This window comes from Bacillus sp. CR71, assembly GCF_003429245.1.
Lineage (GTDB): Bacteria > Bacillota > Bacilli > Bacillales > Bacillaceae_G > Bacillus_A > Bacillus_A thuringiensis_S.
In genome coordinates, this window is record NZ_CP031748.1 from 2,982,819 (window position 1) to 3,006,551 (window position 23,733).

A 23,733-nucleotide genomic window follows, 5' to 3' on the forward strand; every position below is an offset into this window, starting at 1 on the left:
TTTTCACCCTCCTCTTATTTGTAAGAAACGTATACATCTTTTAATAATTCTTCATCGTCTGGGTATGGACTATTTTCACTAAATTCAATGGATCTTTGTACTGCATCATCTACTGCTTTTTCCATATCAACAAGTTCAGATTCTGTTAATAAACCTTCATGAATTAAATGCTTACGGAAATTCACAATTGCATCTTTTTCATTTAAATGTTCTTCTTTTTCTTCTGTTGTTTTATATGTTTGCGCTTCACCTTCGAAATGACCATAATTACGATATGTCATACATTCAATAATTGTTGGACCATCACCATTACGCGCACGTTCCACTGCTTCTGCAGCAGCTTTATATACAGCGAGAAGATCTTTTCCATCTACTTGAACACCTGGAATATTATAAGCTTTTGCACGATTGGCAATAGAATCACAACTTGAAGCATATTCAAATGTAGTTGCTTCACCATAACCATTATTTTCTGCAATAAAAATAACTGGTAACTTCCAAATCGCTGCTAAATTAACCCCTTCATGAAATGTCCCTTCATTATTTGCTCCGTCACCGAAGAAGCAAACACTTACATCCTTTGTTCCTTTATATTTAGCTGTTAATGCTGAACCGCAAGCAAGTGGGAAACCCCCGCCTACAATGCCATTCGCACCAAGCATTCCTTTATCTAAATCGGCAATATGCATGGAACCGCCTTTACCTTTACATAATCCTGTCGCTTTCCCGAAAAGTTCAGCCATCATACCATTTAAATCACAACCTTTTGCGATACAATGTCCATGACCTCTATGTGTACTTGTAATACTGTCACTATCCGTTAAGTGGGCACATACACCAACTGCTACCGCTTCTTCACCTGCGTATAAATGAACGAAACCTGGCAAAACGCCTTGCGCGAACAATTCATGCACCTTATCTTCAAACTTACGAATTTCTAACATTTTTTCGTACATCCAATGAGCTTGTTCTTTCGTAATTTCATTCCCTTTACTTTCAGTTGTTTTTAACATGTCCAGCCCTCCTATTTTCTTGTTCGTCTTTTATATTGCAAGTATTGTGCCAATTTCGAATCCTTGTTTTAATAGGTTTTCTCTATCTTTTAACAATAAAAAAGTGGACAAAATGAGACGTTTGTCTCGTTTTGTCCACCTTTGTTCACCTAATTTGAGAACTATTATCTTATTCATTCTCAAAGCTCTGCTGTAATTTTCGGATGTAAATAATTTGCCCAATATGATATGCATTATGAGTTGTTACATTCGCTAACACTTCCCACCACTTTGCAGAAACAGGAAATCCCACTACATCACTTTCAACCTTTTCTTCATTAATGAGATTTTGCCATTGTAACAGTTTTTCTAGTAGTTTTTCCCGTAATTCATCGAAAGTTTGATTATCTGAAAGCATAAAACTTTTGTTATTATCTCCTATAGCGGGTACTGCATTCACATTTGATTCTTTATACCTAGTTTGCCACGTAGAGTTCCAATACAGTAAATGTTGTACGATTTCAGCTATACTATTACTCTCTTCATTCGGTTTCCAGCAAGCTTCCCTCTCAGACAAACCCTTAACTGCATCTGAAAATGGCATATACCAACTGGGATCATTTGCATTTGCTAATAACTGATCCGCTAATACAGCTTTTACATGGACCATTTTTCTTCCCTCATTTCATTATCATATTAATATACACTACTCTATATACGCTGATTCCCTATAATCCCCTTTTTTTACATACAAATTGATTTCATACTAAATGTAAGAATAATAGATTTTCTTATCATAACTCGTTATGATAAAAGAAAAAGAAAGCTGGCGAAAAATGAATAAAAAAATCGCAATAATTACTGGAGCCTCAAGTGGATTTGGACTATTAACTACACTCGAACTCGCAAAAAAAGATTATTTAGTTATTGCTACAATGCGGAACCTTGAAAAACAAGTGAACTTACTATCTCAAGCTACTCAACTCAACTTACAACAAAACATAAAAATTCAACAATTAGATGTAACCGATCAAAACTCTATACATAACTTCCAATTATTTTTAAAAGAAATACAAAAAGTAGACCTACTTGTTAATAATGCAGGATATGCAAATGGCGGCTTTGTAGAAGAAATTCCAGTAGAGGAATACCGTAAACAATTTGAAACGAACCTATTTGGAGCTATATCAATTACCCAGCTTGTTTTACCATATATGAGAAAACAAAGAAGTGGAAAAATCATTAATATAAGCAGCATTAGCGGCCAAGTTGGATTCCCTGGTTTATCTCCTTATGTATCTTCAAAATATGCATTAGAAGGCTGGAGTGAATCGCTTCGCTTAGAATTAAAACCTTTCGGAATAGATGTCGCTTTAATTGAACCTGGTTCTTACAATACAAATATATGGGAGGTTGGTAAACAACTAGCTGAAAACCAATCTGATACAACATCTCCTTACAAAGAATATATGGATAAAATACAAAAACATATTAATAGCGGTAGTGATACATTTGGTAATCCGATAGATGTTGCTAATAAAATCGTTGAAATTGCTGAAACAAAGCGTACTACTTTACGATATCCTATTGGAAAAGGTGTAAAATTTATGATCTTTACGAAGAAGATTCTTCCTTGGAGATTGTGGGAACACCTTGTTTTGAGAAGCTTTAAGAAGATGTAATAAACTTTTTGAAAACTATTTTGAAAGAGGTGCTAATTAAATGTTAGGTTTACCATATGGGAAAGTGTTTTTAGTGCCGTGGACTGAAGAATGGGAAATTGAGTTTATGAAAGAGAAACAAATCATTGAGGAACAAATTGGCGAACATATTTTAGCGATACACCATATTGGTAGTACTTCTATTCCATATTTAAGTGCAAAGCCAATTATTGATATAGCAATTGAATTAGAAAATTATACGGACGGTATACATTTTATTAAAAAGTTAGAACTACTAAACTATAAATATAGAAAAGAAGTATTACCCGAAAGATACTATTTTAATAAAAGTGAACCAAGAACTCATCAAATTCATATATATGAACAAGGGAATACATATTTAATAGAACAATTACAATTTCGTGATTACTTAAAAGACAATATAACTGCACGCATGCAGTATGAACAGTTAAAAATTCAACTTTCACAAGCTAATCCTACTGATAAACATAAGTATGCAGAGGATAAAACTAATTTCATTACATCTATATTAACTAAAATAAATGCTTAAATAAACAAGAAACCATTTAGTAGTAAATGGTTTCTTGCTTATTAGTTATTTCATTATTTGTACTATCAAATTTTTATTATACAGCAGGTGGAAAGAAGTAAAATAGTATCGAAGTCATAAAAATAAACGTGAATACCCCAATTACCGAAAATATATATTCTTTCGATTCTTTATCATACTTCCATTCCATCAATGCTCTTAAGATTAACGTCCCACCTAAATAAGTAAAAATGACATAAGCGATATTAACACTTTCAAATTTAAAGATAAATATAAAGCTAGTTATTAAATAAATAAAAAGTAGTCCTATTTCCAATTTTTTATGTAAACTATTTACATGTTTCTTATATCCCCAAAAACCACCCTTGGGCATATTCAATTTTTTTCTTAAAAACTTATCGAGAAAGTAGACAGCTATACAAAAAACAATAGTTATAATCCCAAAAGTAGAAGCTCCCATTTTCACCCCTCCTATTATTTCATTTAATTACTTGAAATAAATTGGACTATATTACGGTTATCCCCTTCTAAATAACTTATGATGCCTTCAGGATATGTCGGCTTCTCCTGTAATTCCTCTAGACTTTTCCAAATTAATATAATATCCTCATGCTCTTTATGCCTTATTTCATTTGTAATGATTTTTTCAACAGTCCCCCAATGTATCAATGTACAATGATGACCATTTTCGTTGCCCCACTCAAAAATATGTTCATTTACAATTGCTAACTCTTGAACATCAACTTTCAAATCGTATTCTTCTATTAACTCTCGAATTATTGCTTCTTTTGACGTTTCACCAAATTCAATAGAGCCACCTGGAAAACGATAAAATGATTCATTCTCATCACATTGTACTAGTACTTTTGAATGTTCGTCGTTTACAATCATTACTTCAGCCCGTAAACGTGGTCTTATCATTTTCTCACCCTTTATTTGTATGACCATTCATCACCAATACGTATTATAGAATACATTCAAAATAAAACCTGTAATTATTAGTAACGGAACAATTCCAAACGAAATAATATATTCTTTTGCTTTCCTATCATATTTCCACTGCATATATCCTTGAAAAATGTACAACGTCATAAAAAAGAAAATTGGTATATAAGTCATGTATATTGGATTCAAAATTGAACCTATCATCATAAGTACTACATAAGAAATAATGATAATCCATTGCCCCCATTTATGTGATTGGCTGACATATTTACTATTCCATCCAGTTTGTCTCGGTATATTTAACTTCTTCCTCACAATTTTTTCTAAAAAGAATAAAATTATAATCCATAACAATAAGACAATTAGTTTCAAAAGAAACAGAAAGGCCTCCTCCTTTACCTTTTCTCCGGCTGATCACTCGGATACGTAGCACTCTCTTTATTTTCAACGTCCCAACTAATTATAGTCGCACTATCGCGTCCGAATTGATGATGAACGTGCTCTAATACATGATGAACACTTTCTTCAAGTTTTTTATTATTTCTATTCATATTATTATACAGATTTACTGGCGTTTCATATCGGCGTTCCCCGCATTCTAATACTCCATCTGTCACCATTACAATTCGGTTCTTTCCAGTACGTAATTCACGAATACCTGATGAATAACAAGGAACAGGTAAATCAAATGTGTTTACATTTCCAATCCATTCGTAAAAATGACGTTGATTTAATGCATATTGTCCTAACTTATGTAACTCTTCATGAAATACATACACTAAACAATCACCAATAGAAAGCCACCATATATAATTTTCTTTTCTTACACATAGTAAGCAAGCTGTTTCACCTTGTATTCTTTTGCACTTTTCCTTAAATGAAGATGACTGAAAAATTGTCAGTATATGATTTTCAATAGATTGAAACACTGTATTAATTGGTTCATTCAAAATTACTTTTATATTTTCATATTCTTTTTCGATTGTATTTACTACTAAATCAACACTTTCTGCACTATTATGTCCATCTAATATAGCTGCAAATTCCCATTCACCATTTGACCAAACTAATACACCATCTTCATTCTTTTTCGCTCCAGCACTTATATTCCCGCCATATTTACCAAGTACAATATCACCATATTGCTTAACTGAAATTTCTCCTAAACACATTTCTATATTTCCAACCCATGAATATTGTGTATTATTTGTTGTATGCATACTCATTTACCATATACTTACGTATTCTTTCGCATAGTTTTTTTATTTTCTCTTCATCACCATATGGTGCACCAGTCCATTTCGCTACTTCGGTTGGTGACCAAAATTCTTTTGGTGTATTTGGATAACGTGGAATAATGTGCATATGCATATGTGGTACACCATTTCCTGAAACAAAAGTGTAAATATGCTCTGCACCTTCGCTTTCTTTTAGCGCTTTACTTACTCTACTTGTTATAAGTCCGAACGCTTTCGCTTCTTCATCTGTTAGTTCAGCAAGGCCAGGTACATGTCTTTTTATATCTATCATTACATAACCTAGGTATGTTTCTTCACTATCCCAGTAGACATGTCCAACGTAAACGAGTTCATCTTCGTAAATAGCTCCACCTGGAACTATAATATTTCCTTTATGTTTTTCGCAAATGAAGCAGTTTTGTTCTACTTGATTGTTTGTTGACATATCCATCACCATCCTTTTCATATATAATATCACAAAAAAAGGAAAAATAAGTTTCGTATTCCGAATTTTCATTCTCTTTATACAGCAATTTTTGAAATGAATTTACACCTCATTATTTCTTCAAAAACGCAATCCCAATTATAATCCCAATCACAATTCCGATTACTAAATTATTTGTAAAGTGCCCTTGAAATACACCGATTACAACCCCTATACCGACACCTATTGCCAAAGCATCATTTCTTTTTTTATTTTTAGCCAAAATTGCATCTCCTCCCATCATTTCTCCCTAAACAACATGCATTCACTTAAATGTATTAATATACGCACTATCTCGCTTGAATCTTTTCAAAAAATGCACTTTAACTTCATATATAATATTTTCCATTTTCTGTACATACTCCTTTTATAATGAAAAAATTTCAAGTAACCATTAAATATATATAGGCATTTACTATAAGAAAGATCCGTAATTTATTGAAGGAGGAACGATTCAAATGCATCCTCATTGGAATCCAAATATAAATCAACAGTATGTTTATTCCCCCATCCTGTAAGGAATACATTGCATCATGATTCACAATATATGATGCAGCGCATCGCAAGTCTTGAAAGTCAGTTAGCTAAATTAATCTCATTAATTGAAGAAAATAATCAATTAATTAAATCCATGGAACAACAGCAAAACCAAGTTTGTGCACCAGCTGGAGGTTCTGTTATCGTTCGTATGTAAACTGGATGCAATAAAAAACACACTTTGTAGTATAAAAGTGTGTTTTTTGGTCATTATTTTCTTTTCGTATGGAACCCTTGTGTAATTCGGTCTAATATAATTGCGATTACTACGATAGCTAATCCAGCTTCAAATCCCATTCCGATATTAACTTGTGTTACCGAGCGATATACATCAACTCCAAGTCCAGGAGCTCCTACAAGTGACGCTGTTACAACCATTGATAACGAAAGCATAATACTTTGGTTCACACCAGCCATAATCGTTCCGGTTGCAAGTGGTAATTGTACTTTAAATAGTTTTTGTGATGCAGTGGATCCAAATGCATTCGCTGCTTCAATTAAATCTTCTGGAACTTGTCTAATTCCTAAGTCAGTAAAACGAATTGTCGGTGGCATTGCAAAGATTACTGATGCAATAATTCCAGGTACTACACCTACTCCGAAAAATGTGATCGCTGGAATAAGGTATACGAATGCAGGCATTGTTTGCATAAAATCTAATGTTGGTTTTAAAAATTTTGAGAAACGTTCATTTTGAGATGCTAATATACCAATTGGAATTCCGACAATAATTGAAATAATAACTGACGTAAGTACGAGTGCTAATGTTTGCATCGTTTGTGCCCAGTAGTTAATATTCAAAATAAATAATAATCCAATAAGCGTAAAAATGACTAAAGATAGTTTTCTCGTTGTGTACCAAATGAGGAAACATAAGATAATAATCATCAATATGGCAGGAATTATTATTAAAAAATTAGTGAGTAAATCAACGAATCCACCAATAATATAAGAGAATCCTCGGAATAAGCCTTCAAAGTGCTCATATAAACTTACAACAAATGAGTCGACCCATTCCCCTAACGGAATACGCGGTATACTATTCATCGTCTTTCACCTCTTCCTCAATGTTTCCTGCAAGAGCTTGAATGACACTTTCACGTTTAATAATTCCTCTTAGCCTTTTCTTCTCATCGATTACTGGTAACGGATATTTCATCTCCGCCATTTTTGCATACGTCTCTTCCAGTAAAGTATCTAAATACACATGCGGAATATCATTAAGTAATAAATCAGCAATCGGCCACTGTTTTTGTACTGCCTTACTCGCATCATCCGCAGTTAATATACCTAAAAACTCATACTTTTTGTTTACAACATATACAGTTGAAACACCAGCATTCCTCATAATTTGAAGGGCTACACGAGGTCCACGATCAATTAATAAAGTTTCTGGTCGTTTTAAAATAGACTCCGCCGTAATTACTTTTCCTAAATTCACGTCCGCAACAAACTTTTCTACAAATTCATTAGCGGGGCTCATCATAATTTCTTCTGGCGTTCCAATTTGAACGATTTCTCCATCTTTCATTAATGCGATACGATCTCCAATTCGAAGCGCTTCATCTAAATCATGCGTAATAAATATAATCGTTTTTTCCATTTTATCTTGCAACTCTAACAATTCATCTTGCATTTCTTTTCGAATAAGTGGATCTAATGCACTGAATGACTCGTCCATTAGTAATACATCTGGATTATTCGTTAGCGCCCTTGCGATTCCAACGCGCTGCTGCATACCGCCACTAAGTTGACTTGGATAATTATCTTTATGATGATCGAGTCCTACTAACTGTAGCGATTCTAACGCTTTTTTCTCTCGCTCTTCAACCGGAACTCCTTGTATTTCTAACCCATATGCAACATTTTGTATAACTGTACGATGCGGAAATAGAGCGAATTTCTGAAATACCATACTCATTTTCGTTCTTCTTACTCTTCGTAACTCTTCTTTTCCCATCGTTGCGATGTCTTCACCATCTATGTATATATGACCTGCAGTTGGTTTAATCAATTGATTTAACATACGAACTAGCGTAGATTTCCCGCTACCAGACAAACCCATAATAACGAAAATTTCTCCAGAGTATACTTCAAACGTTGCTTTTTTCACCCCAACGTTCATTCCTGTCTCTTTTAAAATTTCCGATTTACTTTTTCCTTCTTTTAATAAGGAAAGGGCTCTTTGCGGATGTTTCCCGAATACTTTTGTTACGTTTTCAACACGCACCTTTGTATTATCCATGTCACTACTCCTTTTCTACCCATCTATTCACATAGTGTTGCGATTTTACAAAGAAATATTACATAAAAATGACATTCATAAGATTTCTTTAAAATTCTCGTTTCCGTTCATAATAAGAATGCTTACTTATACATTTATTTTATAAGGCAAACGTTACTTAGGAGGTTTTCAATGCGAAAGAAAATTTGGTTTATATGCCTTGCATTATTTATTACTATGATTTTCACTTCATGTAATGCAACAAATGCAAATTCGAAAGGGAAAATTAAACTTGGTGTAACAAGTTGGAAAGAAAATATTGCAACTGCAAACATGTGGAAAGTTTTATTAGAAGAAAAAGGCTACAAAGTTGAGCTCATGTATTTAGAAAAAGCCGCAATTTGGACTGGTGTTGCTCGTGGCGATGTTGATGCGAATTTAGAAGTATGGCTACCAGTTACAGATAAACCGCTAAACGATCGTTATAAAGATGATATTGTCTTAAAATCAAAATGGTACGAAGGTACTGGACTAGGTTTAGTCGTCCCTTCTTATATGAAAAATATAAACAGTATCGAAGATTTAAATGCTCATAAAGATGAACTAGATAATAAAATTGTCGGTATCGAACCCGGTAGTAGTCTTATGAATTTAACGAATAAAGCAATGAAAGAATATGATATAAAACTAAAACTTGTCCAATCCTCTGAAGCTGCGATGATGAGTGAACTAAAGAAAGCATATACAAAAAAGAAACCAATCGCTGTTACGCTTTGGAATCCGCATTGGGGGTTTTCAGAATTTGACTTGAAATATTTAAAAGACCCTAAGAAAGTATATGGTGAAAAAGATGACATTTATTACTCCGTTCGTAAAGGTTTCGAAAAAGATCACCCAGATGTTATAAAATACTTTGATAAATGGAAAATGAACGATGAACAGCTCGGTACGTTAATGGTCATGTTAAATAAAACAAAAGATCCTGAAGAAGCTGCGCGAAAATGGATTAAAAAAAATCAAGCATTAGTTGATGAATGGGTAAAGGATTAATAAAAAGGCTAGAGAATTAATATATCCTCTAGCCTTTTTCATCTTATTTTTTCGTAACAACATCATCTACAATCCCATATTCCTTCGCTTCTTCTGCAGTCATAAAATAATCTCTTTCTGTATCATGTGCTACTCTTTCAATCGGTTGGCCTGTTTTTTCTGCAATCATTTTATTAATATCATGCTTTAACTTTAATATTCTTTTCGCAGTTATTTCAATTTCTGTTGCTTGCCCTTGTGCACCACCAAGCGGCTGATGAATCATAATTTCACTGTTAGGGAGCGCAAACCGTTTTCCTTTTGCTCCAGATAATAATAGCAATGCACCAAATGATGCCGCAAAGCCCATGCACAGCGTTTGCACATCTGGTTTAATTAAATTCATCGTATCTAATATTGCAAAACCTGCTGTCGTTGAACCGCCGGGGCTATTGATGTATAAGAATATATCTTTCTCTGCATCTTCTGCTTCTAAAAATAATAATTGAGCTACGACACTACTCGCTACTTGATCATTAATTTCTGAACCGATAATAATAATGCGGTCTTTTAATAACCTTGAATATATATCATAGGAACGTTCTCCTAATTTTGTTTGTTCTACTACATATGGAATTGCATTCATTTTAAATCCCTCCAATACTTGTTATGCAACGCAAAGCATACAACTGTAGGAAGAAGGTTCTTTTACACTAAATAATAAGACTGGCTGTTTAGATGGTAACTTAGTAAAATCTATTGTCGGAAGAAGTTTCGTTAACAATTCCGGTCTTTCCTCACGAATAGACGTTACAACAACTTCAATATCCTCTGTGAATTCGACTATCTCGATCCCTTCTTCACTTACAGTTTTCAGCCTATTTCTACTCCGAAATAAAGAAGCTTTCACTGCACCTTCTGATACAGAACACAATTTAGCAATATCAGCGATACTATATTGAAAAACATCTTTTAATAATAAAATTGCGGATTGCTGTACATTTAATGAAGACAATACTTTCCCTACCATTTCATGCAAATCTGCAATGTTCTCATGTGGTTCTTCAACAGTGATTTGTTCTCTTATTTTTTCATGAACAGACTTAGACTTCATCTGATCTAACCAACGATTTCTAGCTATTTTATAGACGAGTGTCATACAAATATCTTTATTTCTATATTTTTGAAGCACTTTACACACCGTTTCTTGGGCGAGATCTTCCCCATCCCATTTGTTTTTCGTTAAAAAAGTACAGTATCTTTTTAGCTCTCCATATTGTTCAATTAAAAAATTTATATTTGAATGATTCATATCGATATGATTCTTTAAAACATGAGTTACTTTTGTGCACAAAATAACCACTCCTTTTCAGCGCTTACTTAATAAACGATTCTACATTTAAAAAAGTTACGGGGGGTATAAAAAAATAATGTTTATGTTCAAGAATTCGCGGTCATAAATATGTTATGTACAATTTTACGTGAGGAGGAACAAATTTGCCAAAATTAACAATTGAAGGTGCGGGAACTTTTGATGTGAAAGAAGGAACAAAGTTAGTATTAGCAATTGAAGATAGCGGTGTCAACATTCTCCATCGTTGCGGCGGGAATGCACGTTGCACGACTTGTAGAGTAGAAATACTAGCAGGTGATTTCTGTGAAGCGAGTGCGAATGAGAAACATGCAATGACGGAAAAAGGGATTGAAGATCATTTACGATTATCTTGTCAAATGCGTGTACATAAAGATATAGTCGTTCGTCCGGTACTTACAGTTGAAAATTCAAGTCTTGATGCTGGGCCACGTCCGGCGGAGTAAAGCGATGAATTTAAAACAACTCGCTGGCGAATATGCTGCTAACTTTGTAAATGATGGTATGAAGATTGGGCTTGGTACAGGTTCTACTGTATATTGGACAATACAAAAATTAGGTGAGTATGTAAAAGAAGGATTATCATTTCAAGCTGTACCGACATCAAAGGAAACTGAAGCATTAGCACAGCAACTAAATATCCCCCTAATTTCGTTAAACGACGTACAAAGTCTTGATCTTACAATTGATGGAGCGGATGAAATTGATTCAAATTTACAACTTATAAAAGGCGGTGGTGGTGCATTACTTCGTGAAAAAATCGTTGCCTCTTCCTCTAAAGAACTAATTATCATTGCTGATGAATCGAAACTTGTAACACATTTAGGTAATTTTCCATTACCTGTTGAAATCATCCCTTTTTCATGGAAACAAACCGAAAATAAAATTCAGTCTTTAGGGTGTCAAACAACATTACGTTTGAAAAATAATGAAACCTATATAACCGATAACAATAACATGATTATCGATTGTATATTCTCTAATCATATTTCTAATCCTGCCCATTTACACACCCAATTAAAAATGATTACTGGTGTAGTTGAAACAGGATTGTTTATAAGTATGACGAGTAAAGCAATTATCTGCACTAAAAATGGGATAAAGGAATTGTAATAAAAGCTGACTTTTTAAAGTTGGCTTTTTAGTATGTTCATCTTCTCTTAATAGCACTTTATTATGATATACTATGAAAACACAAGCTGATTACACTAGAAAGGACTGAACATTTTGCAATCCAAACTTATAACAGAACTTACTGATTTAGAAACTGCCTTTCACATTCGAAAAGAAGTATTTGTAAAAGAACAAGGTGTCCCTCTTGCAGATGAATTCGATATATTCGATGAAATCGGAGAGCAATGTAAACATATTTTAGTTTATTATCATGAGTTTCCTGTAGGCACAGGGCGTATACGATTTGTTGATGGTGTCGGAAAATTAGAACGTATTTGTATTTTAAAAGATTATCGTACATACGGATTAGGTAAAGTTATCATTCAAACGTTAGAAGAAATTGCTCGTAACGAACAAGTTACAAAAGTGAAGCTACACGGTCAAACACAAGCTGAAGGATTTTATAAAAAATTAGGCTATCAAACTTCTTCTGATATATTCATGGAAGATAGCATTCCACATATACTTATGACGAAAATGTTATCATAATAGAAAGGTGACTATATTGTTTATTCATATAGTCACCTCTCTGTATCTTATTCACTTGAAAGTCTCTTTAGTGAATATTCCAATGAAAGAACTTTTAACTTGAAAGCAAAGAACCTAGCATACATAGTCTTAAAACACCCTTAATGAAATTGGCATTCTCTAGTTTTCTATTCGCACTATATTCTGTTTGCTTTCACTTTAAAAAGAATATTTTATTAAACTCACTATGAATTGTTGTCTAAAATCTCTTGTCTTTCTTCTCTTATTTGACCGATTAATGAAACTACTGAACCAACCGCTTGAATCCAGCTCCCCGTAATCACTATAATCTGTCCATCCTCCTCATTTCCTTCCGAAATTTCTTCCACTTTATCCCGACTAGCTTTCAATTCATCTATTCCACCTATTGCCTGTAATGAATTTCCAGTCGCTTGTAACACATTCCCAACAATGTTATACGATTCATCTATGTCGGAACTATCCTCTAATTCACCACCTATTGATGTAATACCACCTAATGCTTGAATCCAATTCCCTGCAATCACTACTTTTTTTTGTGTATTATCTTCAAATTCTATAATGAGTCCTGTTAAAACCGTTACATTACCAATTGATTGGATTTCATTACCGATTTTTTCAAGAGATATTTCCCCTTGTCCATCAGCTTCTAGGCCGTTCCCTGTTGCCTGTAATACATTCCCCCATACGTTTAAATCTCTTCTTAATTCGTCATTCAATTTTTTAAAAGGTGTACTACCAACCGCAGCAATAATTGTCCCTACTGCAACAAACCAAGCACCAACTATCTCCTTAATCGGATCATCCATTTTCAATCTATCCCGTCATTAATTTACTACTTACAGGATATGAATTTATGCATCTCCATGTTAATAGCCTACTTCTCTCCATTTGAATAAAAATCAATATTTCTTTAATATTATAAATACATCTAGTGTGACATCCCTGTTTGCCGTTAGCTTTTGCTAACGGCTCATTTATTTTTTTCTTGCTTCTCGGAGAATTCTCTAAATACGTTTCCCAATACGTACACATTCTTTATTCCTCCTCGAATACAATACATAACTCAATATAATATCTATATATCGATTAGTTAAACTTGGCTAACTGCTCCTTTATTTATAGTAAAATTAAATTTCTATAATTTTTTTAAAAATCCATCTCGACATCCATAATTCCAAACATTTAAAATCAAAAATATAATTTTATCATCACAGGAAAATTTTCTGAATAACTTTCTTGTTAAAAAGTTTTCACCTTAAAATTTGACAAGCATATGTTATTGAATGGAGATTCTCCATTCATAAGATTCTTACCTTTCTTATCTAGAGCACACTTTAATGTGTGCTTATTTTTAGTTAGAAACTACAACATTCTCAAATAGTATGCATATCAAATTGTTTTTTCAATTATTTTCAAGAGCGGATATTATTCTTTAGTACAAGCACTCTTTCCTTTTAATTAATACTATATATTGATATTCCAAAGAAAGGAGAGCAAAATAATTATGGCTAATTATTTTTATAAAGATGGTAAAAAATATTATAAAAACCAATCGTATTCGAACGATCAAAAAAATAACTGTTTTATTGAAACTCATACGATAACTGGTTCTGAAGAAAATGCAAATGGAAATATACCTTTATCTGTTTTCCTTGAAACCACCGCTCCACAAACTGTATTTGAGGATTTCACAAACAATCATAATAAAACATTAATTCAGTTATTCGTTGTCGGGATGAGTGCACCCGTTCAAGTAACTATTCTAACAAGAAAATCTAGCCGCCCAATTACTACAACATTACAACCTGTTCAAACAAAAATATTTCAAGTTGAAGATTTTCAAAGTCTTACTTTTACGAAACAGGAAGGCCCTACTAGTATAGTTAGTTTATTTGTGCAAAAAACATTTTGTATTTGCTGTAACGATAATAAAGATTCATGTGATGAATATCATCAAGATTGTAATTAATAGATTAACGCACCAAAAGAACCCGTTTTACAAAGGGTTCTTTTTATTTCACTCCATACATTTTCAAAAACATTTTAGAATCATACACAACGATTTTTCTATAAATCTCTCCTTTTCCCGCTATTTTATTAAAATAACACTTTAGTTTAATTAATTACGGGACTTATCATCATTGAATGAAGGGAAGTAAAATTTAGAAAAAAAGACGACGCTGAATACGTCGTCTTTTTTATAAATAGAAAAGCGAATTCTCAAGATTCCCTTTTGCATCAAAGCCCATCATCTCTTAGTTCATGCCTAGGTAAAGCTTACACTGTTTTCCATAATGATAATGCATAAATCCAGTTTGGATCACCATTTCCTTGATAACTCTGGACTGCTTCATATACTTTTCCTTCGTGTAGAACTCTATCTCCCTTTTTATATGCTTTTTTTGCATCCCACGCTTCATATGAAGCGCTTTCAGCTTTTGTAGTAATTGTGGATATATCACTCTGTACGGATTCATTTCCAGCTACATCAACAGCTTTCACTACATATTTATAAGTAGTATTAGCAAGCAGATTTTTATCCATATAAGAAGTTGTATTGGATGTTGCAATCTTTTTCATTAATCCTTCTATTTCTCTATAAATATCATAATGGTCTACACCAATGTTATCGTCAGATGGACTCCACATTAAATCCACACTTGATGCTGTCGTTCCCATACTATGTAATCCTTTTGGTTGTGTTGGTGCTTCTGTATCAGGAGTCGCAACTGTTGTTTTTACTGTAAGCGCTGTACTTTCTTTCGATACATTTCCAGCTGCGTCAATTGCTTTTACAGTATAAGAGTATTCTGTGCTTGGTTGTAATTTCTTATCAATAAAATGAGTGCCTAGTATTGTATCGATCATCTCTCCGTTACGGAAGATTTGATATCCTTTTACCCCTACATTATCCGTAGAAGAGTTCCATGTTAGTTCTACACTATTCGCTGTTACTTTTTTCGTCTGAAGTCCATTTGGAATACTTGGCGCTTCTATGTCTGGTTTCACATCATTAATAAGATTAACATCAATTACATTATAGAATGCATTTGCTGTATCAGCTACATCCCATACTGCTAAAATCACATGATATCCACTACGATCAGTAGGTACATTAATTTTATGAGTTAAATTATTTGAAGCTGCAGAACCATCGTGTTGCACAGTTCCAATTGGTTCAAAATCTGCTCTTGTTAGCGCTTTATTTGGATTCCATCCTTTTTTAGTAATATAGTAATGCCACTTACTCGTTAAGTGAGGCGCAGTATACTTCCAAGTAAATGTATTTTCCCCACCAGTGATTGTATTTTTAAACCAACGATTTGCTGTTTGTTGATCTAAAATACCACCAAATTTTCCGCCTGCTGAAGCAACTTGTCCATCTACTGGACCACCTTGTGGGAACCCTTTTGGAGCTTCTAAACTTTGTGGTTCATACATAACACTTCCGCAGTTTACATTTAGCGCACCATAAGTTGGACTACATAAAGCGGATCGGCTACCGGGCTTTTCAACAAAACCGTGCGCATAAGCATTTTGAGGAATAAGTGTCGTACTAATAATTCCAGCTGTTAATGCTACAGCTCCTAAACTTTTTTTGTTCATTTTCATGTTTTGTAGTTGTTTTAAAAATCGATTATTCATGTTCATGTCTCCTTCTTGTTATACTTTGTAGTGGAATGTGGGCTTTGATGTAAAAGAATAACAAGAGACAAACTTGTACCGATGTATGTATTAATTATGCATACACCGCAGTGAAAATATATTTTTTCCTTGTGAAATATTTCACTTTATGAATATATCATGACATAGAACTCGCCTAAGCATGTGCAGAAGTTGTGCAGAAACAGTGAAATTATTACTAACATATAAAACCACATCCTGAAATCATAAAGTAAAACTTTAATTAGTTGGGGTTTTACGGTCGGTTAATACGGGATAAAATAAAAGTGTGCAGCAGAAATTGTAGACTTAGTTCTCAAAATTCACATTTAGTATTTTCATTTTTTCCATTTAAACAATTCTTCTCTTCTTACAACAGAAAAGTGTCTATATCATTTAATATAGACACTTTTCTGTTGTATAACTTTATATTTATTACTGACCTACAAATGTGAAAATTTCATCAACAGCTTCCTTATATCCACCCGATGTTCGGAATGATTCCTTCAAATTCAAAGCAGCCTCTTTATATGAAGGGTTATTTAAAATTAACTCCACACTTTCACGCAATTTCTCCACGGTTAATTCATTCATATGTAATTGAACTCCTGCTCCAAGACTCTCCACTTGCTTTGCGATTGCTGGCTGATCTGCACTTTGCGGTATTACAACGAGCAGAACCCCGTTATATAGTCCTTCATGCGTACTGTTCATCCCGCCGTGTGTAATAAATAGTTTCGTATAAGTAAGCAGTTCGGTTTGAGGCACATAGTGTTTCACAATGAAGTTTTTAGGAATTTCGCCTAGATTACTTATTTTCGTTTTATTACCAATAGACATAACAATTGTATGCTCATTATTCTCAAAGGCCTTCATACACAGTTTATAAAAGTCAATCGCTTCATTAAAAACAGTACCTAATGAAATATAAATCGGACTTTTTTCTTCAATTGAAGTAAAATCAACGTCTCTGTTTTTCACGTGTGCAGAGATAGATGGTCCTACAAATTTATATGTTTCATCAAACGTATCACCAAAAGGCTGGAACTTCTTAATTGTATACACAATAGTAAGGGGTGCAGGATTACAGAAAACTTCATACTGTGATTTTATTTCAACACCATATTTTTCAGCAATTCCCTTCGTTAAGTTTTGAAAATCATTCTGTATTTTATCATGAATTTCTACTGGAATATTTTTTGACAGATGACCTAACATTTGTTCAAAAGATTTTTCATCCTGCGCAAAAGATGTACATGAATTTATGGATGGCAGTTTAAGAATTTGAGCAATTAAGTGCCCACAGCCAAACATAGAATCATGAATTATGTAATCAAAATGTTCACCTTCAATTTGTTCTAGAACACTAGGTATAACAATATCCGCTGTATGTAGAAGACCGTTTATTCTTTCCTGTAAATAATTTCTGCCTCCAGATAGAAACGCTTTTATAAATTTTTGATCATCAATCGTTCGTACAGTAGCACCTGTCTTTTCAATCCGCTCCCTGAAAGCTTCTATTGAGAAATAAACGACCTCTTCACCGCGAGAAATCAATTCTTCTACAACCGGTAAAGTTGGATTTATATGTCCTTCTGATCCAGCGTTAATACATAAAACACGCGCCATTATAAACACTCCTTACGTTAAATCATTTCTATGTTAGCAAGAGTATGGATTCTCTCCATACTCTTTTCTTTGTTGTTCGTATCATATTCCTGCTAAATTGACCTAGCAAGTCTAAAACCGAGATCTTCTATATGAAATGTGGGATGGCTTCGGCGACGACAAGTAGCGCCGCAACCTCTCGCTGCCTCCGCCCAACTACCTCCACGAAAAATGCGGTATGATCCGTATACTTTTTCATCATACAAATCATAGCACCATTCCCAAACGTTCCCTAGCATATCATAAAGTCCCCATGCATTCGGTTCCTTTTGGCCAACGTCATGAATTTGTCCATTTGAATTTTCATTATACCACGCTATATCAAGAAGTTTCCCGTATGTATATCCGGTTGTACTTGCTTTACATGCATATTGCCACTCCGCCTCAGATGGTAATCGGTAGCCATTTGAATCTAAATTACATTTCACAATTTGACCACCATCACTAATAGAATAATATTCTTTTAATCCCGCTTTTTTTGAAAGTACATTACAAAACGCAATAGCATCGTTCCATGAAATATTGACAACTGGTTTATGATTTTTATCAAAATTATTTAATGTACTATTTGTAATAGCATCATATAGTTCCATTGTTACAGCATACTTTGCAAGAAGAAATGGTTGAATTTGTACTAGCCATTCTTTTTTTATTCGATCATCTCTTAATACTACCTCTCCAGCTGGAATATTGACCATTAATGAATCGATTAGTTGAATTAAATCGTTAGTCATTTTCTATTCCTCCAAACGTTCATTTTATATGAACTTAAAGTCATATACTCATTACAAAATACAATTTTCAAAAAGCGTTAAATTTTTCATAATAAAAAACGATTAGTTTTATTAAACTAATCGGTAAGATTCACAAAGAATTTTTGTGTTACATTCTATAATTATATGTGCTCTAAAAATTTCCGAACCTCATTTGGAGATTTTAAAACAATAACCTTTTTCTCTTCCGGCAATTGCTCTAACCCTTTTAAAATTGTAGGTCGTTTAGCATTAGGATATTCCCATATCCATTTAAAAAATTGCAAATCAAATCTTTCTTCACATCCCGCGCCCATATCTGGTCTTGTTTTATTTCGGTATTTTACAATTCTTTTAAAAGCCCTATAAACACAAATTGTTCTATGAATATCAAGGAAGATAATTGTATCAGCTGCATTCAGTCTTATACCCATCGTCCCGCCATAATTCCCATCAATAATCCATTTCTCATCTTTAATTAAGTTATTTTGAACTGTTATTTGTTCTTCTCTCGGAACACCTTCCCAATTCGGTTTCCAAAATAATGCATCAAGATGATGCACCTTAATATTTAATTTATTCCCTAACTGCCTTGCTAATGTAGATTTTCCTGAACCACCAGAACCAATTAATATTATTTTTTTCATAAAGGGCTCCTTTTTAAAATCGATTATTTCCTCCGTAACATAAACTCACAAAGTATTCCCACTCCAACACCAATTGTATAAGCCACTACATCACTCCACAAAAAACCGTATCCCAACACGAGTCCCCCCAAAGTCGTTGCACGCATGCTATCTATCCATTCCGCATGATACAATTGGCTCGCTTCAATCCCGTAGCAAAACATTAAACTAATAAAAGCCAACTTCTTCGTCTCTGTTTTAGGAAACAAAAATCCAAAGCCAGTGAAAATCATTAATGCCCATAATGCATCACCTAAATAATCATTTAATAGATGTGGTAGTGCAAAAGCAAACTTTCTTGAGCTAAGACCTAAAATAATAACAACTATAGTAAATAGTGCATATACTACTCTATTTCGTTTCGTATTCATTTTAAAGTCTCCTAATATGTAATGTAAAACTGTAAATAGCTAGTAAAACAAAGTTATTTTACTAGCTATTTATTGATTGCTTTTATGATAAGAAAATGTGGATTCATATTTAAATAATGATATGATTTTTCGCTTACTTCTTTCATTTTTTCAATTGCCTTCGGTTCCACTATCTCTTCTAATACAAAATAATTTGTAGTTTCATTTAGTATGTCTTGTAATGATCTTCTAAAAAACTTGACTTCAATAGTAATATTCGGTTTAACCCAAGTATCTATTAATAACTGTTTTTCAAAATAATTTTCACATGGAAACTTTGTGAAATCCATAAAAGGATGATGAATAGAATAAATAAGTTCTCCACCTGGCTTCAATACACGACGAAATTCTTGAAATACTTGATTCCAATTTTCTATATAATGAAGAGTTAATGAACTTACAATCACATCATACATATTATCTTCAAATGGCAATGTTTCTTGCAGATCATGACAAAGGAACGTCGCTTCTTCTCCTATATTTTCTTTTGCTGCTTTTACCATTTCAGGACTTACGTCAATTGCTGTAACATTTGCTCCTCTTCCTATGAATTGAGAAGTATACCATCCAGCTGCACATCCAGCATCTAGTATCTTTTTTCCTTCTAGTTCCTTTGAAATAAGCTCCATCATCGCCGGTCTTTCATAATAACTGTTATATGGATTTGCGAAATCTAGATTTTCTTTATATGTACTCGCTAATTTATCATACGTATCTTTAATCGAATCTTTCATTACACACACTCCTAATACATATTAATTCATTAACTCCTGCTGCTTTTTCTTTGAAAATGATTGTAATACTAAATCATACGACCAATCAATCATTTTATTTATTTGCTCCTGTTCTATACCCTTATGAATATAAATAGTATTCCAATGTTTTTTATTCATATGATAGCCTGGAATAATTGTTTCTGGATAATCTTCTCTTATTCTTAATGCGACTTCTGGGTCACACTTCAATGTAATCGCAGCTTTTTCACCTTCTTCATGATTTACTATCGCAAATATTTTATTATTAAGCCTCATACATGTTGCACTCCAGCCATCTGGAGAATCTTCTTTCGCTTTTCTTTTCGATAAACAGTACGCTCTTGTTGCATTCATTTTAATTGGCACCTCTTATTCTTTCCCTGTTTGATTACGATGCATCACAATTTGCTTCGTTGTTTGAAATTGTTGCTCACCATAAAACTTTATTAGCTTCTCTCCGCAAAATAGACTAACAATATCAATATGAGATATTTCTCGAAGTAATATTGTTAGCATCTTCTCTCCAATACCATTATTTCTTACACTCTCATGTACGACAACATCTTCAATGTATGCTCGAAAAATACCATCAGAAACGACTCTAGCAAATCCAACTAATTCATTTTCTTCCCATACTCCAATGGCTATGCTATTCTTTAACATTTTTTCAATATCGACTTCTTTTCTTTCTGGCCACCAACTGACAGAATCATAAAGTTTTTTTATTTTTTCTGCACAGATTGGTTGTTCTTGTTGCAATTTATACGTGTACATATTCTTTCTCCCATCAAACAGTATACATAATATTATTATAATCTCTTTTCAAAAAAGTGCTGACTATGACCTTTCGGGTGATCTTCAACGACACCATACTCCCTGTAACCGTGCTTTTTATAAAATTCTGGTGCTTGGAAACTAAATGAATCTAGCAATATTAATCTACACCCTTTTTCCTTCGCAATACCTTCAATTTCATGTAAAAGTTGGCTACCATAACCGTCATGACGAACTGATTCATCAACCCATAAAAAGTCGATATGAAGGTGATAAAAATACATCGTACCTGTTACGCCACCAAAAATTTTTCCTTCTTCATTTTTTACTACGAGGCTTACTTCTTCCATCGTCTGTCTTGCCTCATCTGTTAAGATGGACATATTATATTGAATAACTTTATTTTTAATATATTCTCCTTCAGTGCGTGTACCGTTCTTTATATGTTTCATATATATTGCTTCCTTTCAGCTCAGTAAGCTACATTTTATTTTTTCTCTTTAAAATACTAATACATACGAATCCACCATATGTAACAAAGCATGAAAAGCCAATTATCCCTGGTACAGAGACATAGCCTATCCTTATGTAACTTATAACTGCGAAACAAGTGATAGACAATAAAATAGATGGCCAAAATATAAGAGCTGTTTTTCTTCGCCCTCGTTTCGATTTACTTTCTTTCTCTTCAGAAACACGTGTACCAAAAAGCAATACAATACAAATAAGGATTGCTGCAAAGTAAATTGTATCTAATGACAAATTGTGATTATATAGTGCGATTCCAACTTCAAGAGCAATAATCGTTAAAATTAAAATAATGATTGTTGAAGTCTTTAAGTTTCTTTTCAACCGCTCACTCCTAGCATGTTTTCACTATATTCTTTGTATATGTACTTTAAAACTACTGCAAAAGCTTCATCTACCTCTTTATTTTCACGTCGATTCGGTAAATCTTTTCCCCCAATCACATAAAGAAGCGGAAATTCGTTAAACATTCCTATTATACCAATATTTATTGTAGCTGTGAGCAATCCACCTGTCATATGAGCTAAATGATAATATGGGATTTCTTCATACTCTCCTTGTTGTCTTACCATGCCACTAATAATTGGTTCCCATAATTCTGGTTCTGATTTATAACCTTGAAAGGTTTGTATCAAAAGGGCAAGAACTTCATTTAAGTCTCCAATATTTTTCTCATCTCTAGCATTCTCTTGTATATGAATTTTTGAAAAGTACGTTTGTACATACATTTTCACAGCATCCCATCCACCACAGTGCATTACAACTGACTGTGCAACGTAGCTATCATGACAAGCTATCATTACCTCGACCGCTTGACTAAGTGTTAAAGAAGTTCTTCCTTGTAAATGCGGATATAACTGCGTACTATCTTCATGCGGATTAAATTTAATGTGATGAAGTATATCATTCCAATTATGTTTATTTTCCTTCACCATTTGTGCTACTACAAATCCAATAACTAATTTTGCTGCTGATGCTAACGGAATATTTAATTCACTATTATATGAAGCAACTATACGATTGTTTTTTGTAGAATAAATTTCCATTCCCACATAATTAGATTGTACCTCTTTTATTTTATTTATGACAGTTTCCATTTCCATCCCTCTTTTCATATCGTTATATTAACTTCTAATAATTCAATATTGAATATAAAAAACCTTTTCATCAGCTATTAAAATAAGAAAAAGGTAGCATGAATTTTTTCTTGCTACCGAAAAATATTTATTCTTCTATAGGATTTTCAGGACCGTTAAGCTCCAGCTGATAAAAAGCTAAATCTAGCCATTTATTAAACTTATAACCAGCTTTTTTTATTGTCCCTGCATGAACAAATCCATAGTTTTGATGCAAGGCAATACTTTTCTCATTCTCTGCATCAATTCCAGCAATTAAGGTCATATACTCTCGTTCCTTCGCAATTTTAATTAATTCTTTCATGAATAAAGACCCAATGCCATTTTTTCTATATGTCTTATCTACATACACAGAATGTTCAACTGAATATTTATAAGCAGGCCACGCTCTAAATGGGCCGAATGTCGCAAATCCTACTACTTTATTATCTAATTCGTATATGAAAATTGGATACCCTTCGGCCTTTTTTTGTTCATACCAATCTATTCTATTTTCAAGGGTTACAGGTTTATACGCATATACAGCTGTTGTATAAAGTATCGCATCGTTATAAATATCTAAAATGTATGCTAAATCTCTTTTCGTTGCTTCCCTTATCATTGTTTTCTTCCTTTCATCATGTTC

33 protein-coding genes and 1 pseudogene are annotated in these 23,733 nt (G+C 33.3%); 8 read left to right on the forward strand and 26 right to left on the reverse strand.

Translation table 11 applies throughout. The features are described 5' to 3' along the window. Positions 1-14: 14 nt before the first annotated feature. On the reverse strand, positions 15-1,013 hold the full coding sequence (gene acoA, locus DOS87_RS14875) for an acetoin:2,6-dichlorophenolindophenol oxidoreductase subunit alpha (protein ID WP_098578610.1): 999 nt from the start codon (positions 1,011-1,013) through the stop codon (positions 15-17). A 169-nt stretch (positions 1,014-1,182) separates the two neighbouring features. Next, entirely contained in the window at positions 1,183-1,662 is a 480-nt protein-coding gene (locus tag DOS87_RS14880; protein ID WP_000233779.1) for a DinB family protein, read from the reverse strand. Positions 1,663-1,828: 166 nt separating this feature from the next. Between DOS87_RS14880 and DOS87_RS14885 the strand changes: the two genes are divergently transcribed. After that, entirely contained in the window at positions 1,829-2,674 is an 846-nt protein-coding gene (locus DOS87_RS14885; RefSeq protein ID WP_065228957.1) for an oxidoreductase, read from the forward strand. A gap of 40 nt (positions 2,675-2,714) precedes the next feature. Next, the gene (locus tag DOS87_RS14890; protein WP_097946184.1) at positions 2,715-3,224 is read left to right on the forward strand and encodes a GrpB family protein; all 510 of its coding nucleotides are present in this window, start codon (positions 2,715-2,717) and stop codon (positions 3,222-3,224) included. Between the two features lie 76 nt (positions 3,225-3,300). Here DOS87_RS14890 and DOS87_RS14895 read toward each other — a convergent pair whose 3' ends face one another. The 6 genes from DOS87_RS14895 to DOS87_RS14920 form a co-directional block, all read right to left on the reverse strand. Continuing rightward, complete coding sequence (locus DOS87_RS14895; RefSeq protein WP_000501282.1) at positions 3,301-3,684, reverse strand: DUF4181 domain-containing protein; 384 nt, start codon at positions 3,682-3,684, stop codon at positions 3,301-3,303. Positions 3,685-3,707: 23 nt separating this feature from the next. After that, positions 3,708-4,145, reverse strand: a complete 438-nt coding sequence (locus DOS87_RS14900; protein WP_000620919.1) for an NUDIX domain-containing protein — start codon at positions 4,143-4,145, stop codon at positions 3,708-3,710. Between the two features lie 30 nt (positions 4,146-4,175). After that, a complete protein-coding gene (locus tag DOS87_RS14905) occupies positions 4,176-4,541 on the reverse strand; it encodes a DUF4181 domain-containing protein (protein WP_000767735.1) in 366 nt (121 codons plus the stop codon). 23 nt (positions 4,542-4,564) lie between these two features. Continuing rightward, complete coding sequence (locus tag DOS87_RS14910) at positions 4,565-5,389, reverse strand: PP2C family serine/threonine-protein phosphatase (protein WP_000557601.1); 825 nt, start codon at positions 5,387-5,389, stop codon at positions 4,565-4,567. After that, positions 5,373-5,873, reverse strand: a complete 501-nt coding sequence (locus DOS87_RS14915) for an HIT family protein (protein ID WP_025118383.1) — start codon at positions 5,871-5,873, stop codon at positions 5,373-5,375. The genes DOS87_RS14910 and DOS87_RS14915 overlap by 17 nt, the downstream gene beginning before the upstream one ends. A 91-nt stretch (positions 5,874-5,964) precedes the next feature. Further along, positions 5,965-6,132 (reverse strand): glycine zipper domain-containing protein, encoded by a 168-nt coding sequence (locus DOS87_RS14920; RefSeq protein WP_000508401.1) that lies wholly within the window; start codon positions 6,130-6,132, stop codon positions 5,965-5,967. Between the two features lie 217 nt (positions 6,133-6,349). On the opposite strand from DOS87_RS14920, the pseudogene DOS87_RS14925 reads away from it, so the two are divergent. Further along, positions 6,350-6,585, forward strand: a pseudogene (locus DOS87_RS14925) (hypothetical protein). Positions 6,586-6,638: 53 nt separating this feature from the next. Here the strand turns inward: DOS87_RS14925 and DOS87_RS14930 are convergent. Together DOS87_RS14930 and DOS87_RS14935 are read right to left on the reverse strand one after the other, a co-directional pair. Beyond that, positions 6,639-7,475 (reverse strand): ABC transporter permease, encoded by an 837-nt coding sequence (locus DOS87_RS14930; protein WP_001084773.1) that lies wholly within the window; start codon positions 7,473-7,475, stop codon positions 6,639-6,641. Continuing rightward, a complete protein-coding gene (locus tag DOS87_RS14935) occupies positions 7,468-8,673 on the reverse strand; it encodes a quaternary amine ABC transporter ATP-binding protein (RefSeq protein ID WP_000370606.1) in 1,206 nt (401 codons plus the stop codon). Before DOS87_RS14935 ends, DOS87_RS14930 begins: the two co-directional genes overlap by 8 nt. 171 nt (positions 8,674-8,844) lie before the next feature. Here DOS87_RS14935 and DOS87_RS14940 point away from each other — a divergent pair, with 171 nt between their 5' ends. After that, the gene (locus tag DOS87_RS14940; protein ID WP_001227615.1) at positions 8,845-9,702 is read left to right on the forward strand and encodes a glycine betaine ABC transporter substrate-binding protein; all 858 of its coding nucleotides are present in this window, start codon (positions 8,845-8,847) and stop codon (positions 9,700-9,702) included. Positions 9,703-9,745: 43 nt separating this feature from the next. On the opposite strand, the gene clpP is transcribed toward DOS87_RS14940, so the two are convergent. Both clpP and DOS87_RS14950 read right to left on the reverse strand, forming a co-directional pair. Then, complete coding sequence (gene clpP, locus DOS87_RS14945) at positions 9,746-10,327, reverse strand: ATP-dependent Clp endopeptidase proteolytic subunit ClpP (RefSeq protein ID WP_000991612.1); 582 nt, start codon at positions 10,325-10,327, stop codon at positions 9,746-9,748. A 21-nt stretch (positions 10,328-10,348) separates the two neighbouring features. Continuing rightward, positions 10,349-11,035, reverse strand: coding sequence for an RNA polymerase subunit sigma-70 (locus DOS87_RS14950; protein ID WP_000337517.1), 687 nt, complete (start codon positions 11,033-11,035; stop codon positions 10,349-10,351). 143 nt (positions 11,036-11,178) lie between these two features. On the opposite strand from DOS87_RS14950, the gene DOS87_RS14955 reads away from it, so the two are divergent. The 3 genes from DOS87_RS14955 to DOS87_RS14965 all read left to right on the forward strand — a co-directional run bounded on the left by DOS87_RS14955 (position 11,179) and on the right by DOS87_RS14965 (position 12,715). Next, a complete protein-coding gene (locus tag DOS87_RS14955; protein ID WP_001125391.1) occupies positions 11,179-11,499 on the forward strand; it encodes a 2Fe-2S iron-sulfur cluster-binding protein in 321 nt (106 codons plus the stop codon). Between the two features lie 4 nt (positions 11,500-11,503). Beyond that, positions 11,504-12,166, forward strand: a complete 663-nt coding sequence (rpiA, locus tag DOS87_RS14960) for a ribose 5-phosphate isomerase A (protein WP_001049995.1) — start codon at positions 11,504-11,506, stop codon at positions 12,164-12,166. 114 nt (positions 12,167-12,280) lie between these two features. Then, positions 12,281-12,715 (forward strand): GNAT family N-acetyltransferase, encoded by a 435-nt coding sequence (locus tag DOS87_RS14965; protein WP_001190875.1) that lies wholly within the window; start codon positions 12,281-12,283, stop codon positions 12,713-12,715. A 224-nt stretch (positions 12,716-12,939) separates the two neighbouring features. Here the strand turns inward: DOS87_RS14965 and DOS87_RS14970 are convergent, their stop codons facing one another. Together DOS87_RS14970 and DOS87_RS14975 are read right to left on the reverse strand one after the other, a co-directional pair. Beyond that, the gene (locus tag DOS87_RS14970) at positions 12,940-13,542 is read right to left on the reverse strand and encodes a DUF6944 family repetitive protein (RefSeq protein WP_000342605.1); all 603 of its coding nucleotides are present in this window, start codon (positions 13,540-13,542) and stop codon (positions 12,940-12,942) included. Positions 13,543-13,549: 7 nt separating this feature from the next. After that, the gene (locus DOS87_RS14975) at positions 13,550-13,768 is read right to left on the reverse strand and encodes a hypothetical protein (protein WP_000337734.1); all 219 of its coding nucleotides are present in this window, start codon (positions 13,766-13,768) and stop codon (positions 13,550-13,552) included. 472 nt (positions 13,769-14,240) lie between these two features. On the opposite strand from DOS87_RS14975, the gene DOS87_RS14980 reads away from it, so the two are divergent. Continuing rightward, complete coding sequence (locus tag DOS87_RS14980; RefSeq protein ID WP_000024965.1) at positions 14,241-14,705, forward strand: hypothetical protein; 465 nt, start codon at positions 14,241-14,243, stop codon at positions 14,703-14,705. Between the two features lie 308 nt (positions 14,706-15,013). Here DOS87_RS14980 and DOS87_RS14985 read toward each other — a convergent pair whose 3' ends face one another. From DOS87_RS14985 to DOS87_RS15040, 12 genes are all read right to left on the reverse strand, one after another. After that, positions 15,014-16,381: a lytic polysaccharide monooxygenase gene (locus DOS87_RS14985; protein ID WP_001065153.1), complete on the reverse strand. Its 1,368-nt coding sequence runs from the start codon at positions 16,379-16,381 to the stop codon at positions 15,014-15,016. A gap of 453 nt (positions 16,382-16,834) precedes the next feature. After that, complete coding sequence (locus DOS87_RS14990) at positions 16,835-18,028, reverse strand: macrolide family glycosyltransferase (RefSeq protein ID WP_208730006.1); 1,194 nt, start codon at positions 18,026-18,028, stop codon at positions 16,835-16,837. A 92-nt stretch (positions 18,029-18,120) separates the two neighbouring features. Then, positions 18,121-18,801: a formylglycine-generating enzyme family protein gene (locus tag DOS87_RS14995; protein WP_098578554.1), complete on the reverse strand. Its 681-nt coding sequence runs from the start codon at positions 18,799-18,801 to the stop codon at positions 18,121-18,123. Positions 18,802-18,962: 161 nt separating this feature from the next. After that, a complete protein-coding gene (locus DOS87_RS15000; protein ID WP_000720562.1) occupies positions 18,963-19,466 on the reverse strand; it encodes a DNA topology modulation protein in 504 nt (167 codons plus the stop codon). Between the two features lie 23 nt (positions 19,467-19,489). Next, a complete protein-coding gene (locus DOS87_RS15005; protein ID WP_098578555.1) occupies positions 19,490-19,876 on the reverse strand; it encodes a ribosomal maturation YjgA family protein in 387 nt (128 codons plus the stop codon). Positions 19,877-19,941: 65 nt separating this feature from the next. Continuing rightward, positions 19,942-20,649 (reverse strand): class I SAM-dependent methyltransferase, encoded by a 708-nt coding sequence (locus tag DOS87_RS15010; protein ID WP_000655265.1) that lies wholly within the window; start codon positions 20,647-20,649, stop codon positions 19,942-19,944. Positions 20,650-20,670: 21 nt separating this feature from the next. Next, positions 20,671-21,024, reverse strand: a complete 354-nt coding sequence (locus tag DOS87_RS15015) for an MmcQ/YjbR family DNA-binding protein (protein WP_000994614.1) — start codon at positions 21,022-21,024, stop codon at positions 20,671-20,673. A 15-nt stretch (positions 21,025-21,039) separates the two neighbouring features. After that, the gene (locus tag DOS87_RS15020; RefSeq protein ID WP_000288977.1) at positions 21,040-21,444 is read right to left on the reverse strand and encodes a GNAT family N-acetyltransferase; all 405 of its coding nucleotides are present in this window, start codon (positions 21,442-21,444) and stop codon (positions 21,040-21,042) included. A gap of 35 nt (positions 21,445-21,479) precedes the next feature. After that, complete coding sequence (locus DOS87_RS15025) at positions 21,480-21,896, reverse strand: GNAT family N-acetyltransferase (RefSeq protein WP_000680538.1); 417 nt, start codon at positions 21,894-21,896, stop codon at positions 21,480-21,482. A 28-nt stretch (positions 21,897-21,924) separates the two neighbouring features. Then, positions 21,925-22,296, reverse strand: a complete 372-nt coding sequence (locus DOS87_RS15030; protein WP_000828002.1) for a hypothetical protein — start codon at positions 22,294-22,296, stop codon at positions 21,925-21,927. Next, positions 22,293-23,069 carry a serine hydrolase gene (locus tag DOS87_RS15035; protein WP_000450757.1) on the reverse strand — a complete coding sequence of 259 codons (777 nt, stop codon included), beginning with the start codon at positions 23,067-23,069 and terminating at the stop codon, positions 22,293-22,295. Before DOS87_RS15035 ends, DOS87_RS15030 begins: the two co-directional genes overlap by 4 nt. A gap of 127 nt (positions 23,070-23,196) precedes the next feature. Beyond that, a complete protein-coding gene (locus DOS87_RS15040; protein WP_000617519.1) occupies positions 23,197-23,709 on the reverse strand; it encodes a GNAT family N-acetyltransferase in 513 nt (170 codons plus the stop codon). Positions 23,710-23,733 lie beyond the last annotated feature (24 nt).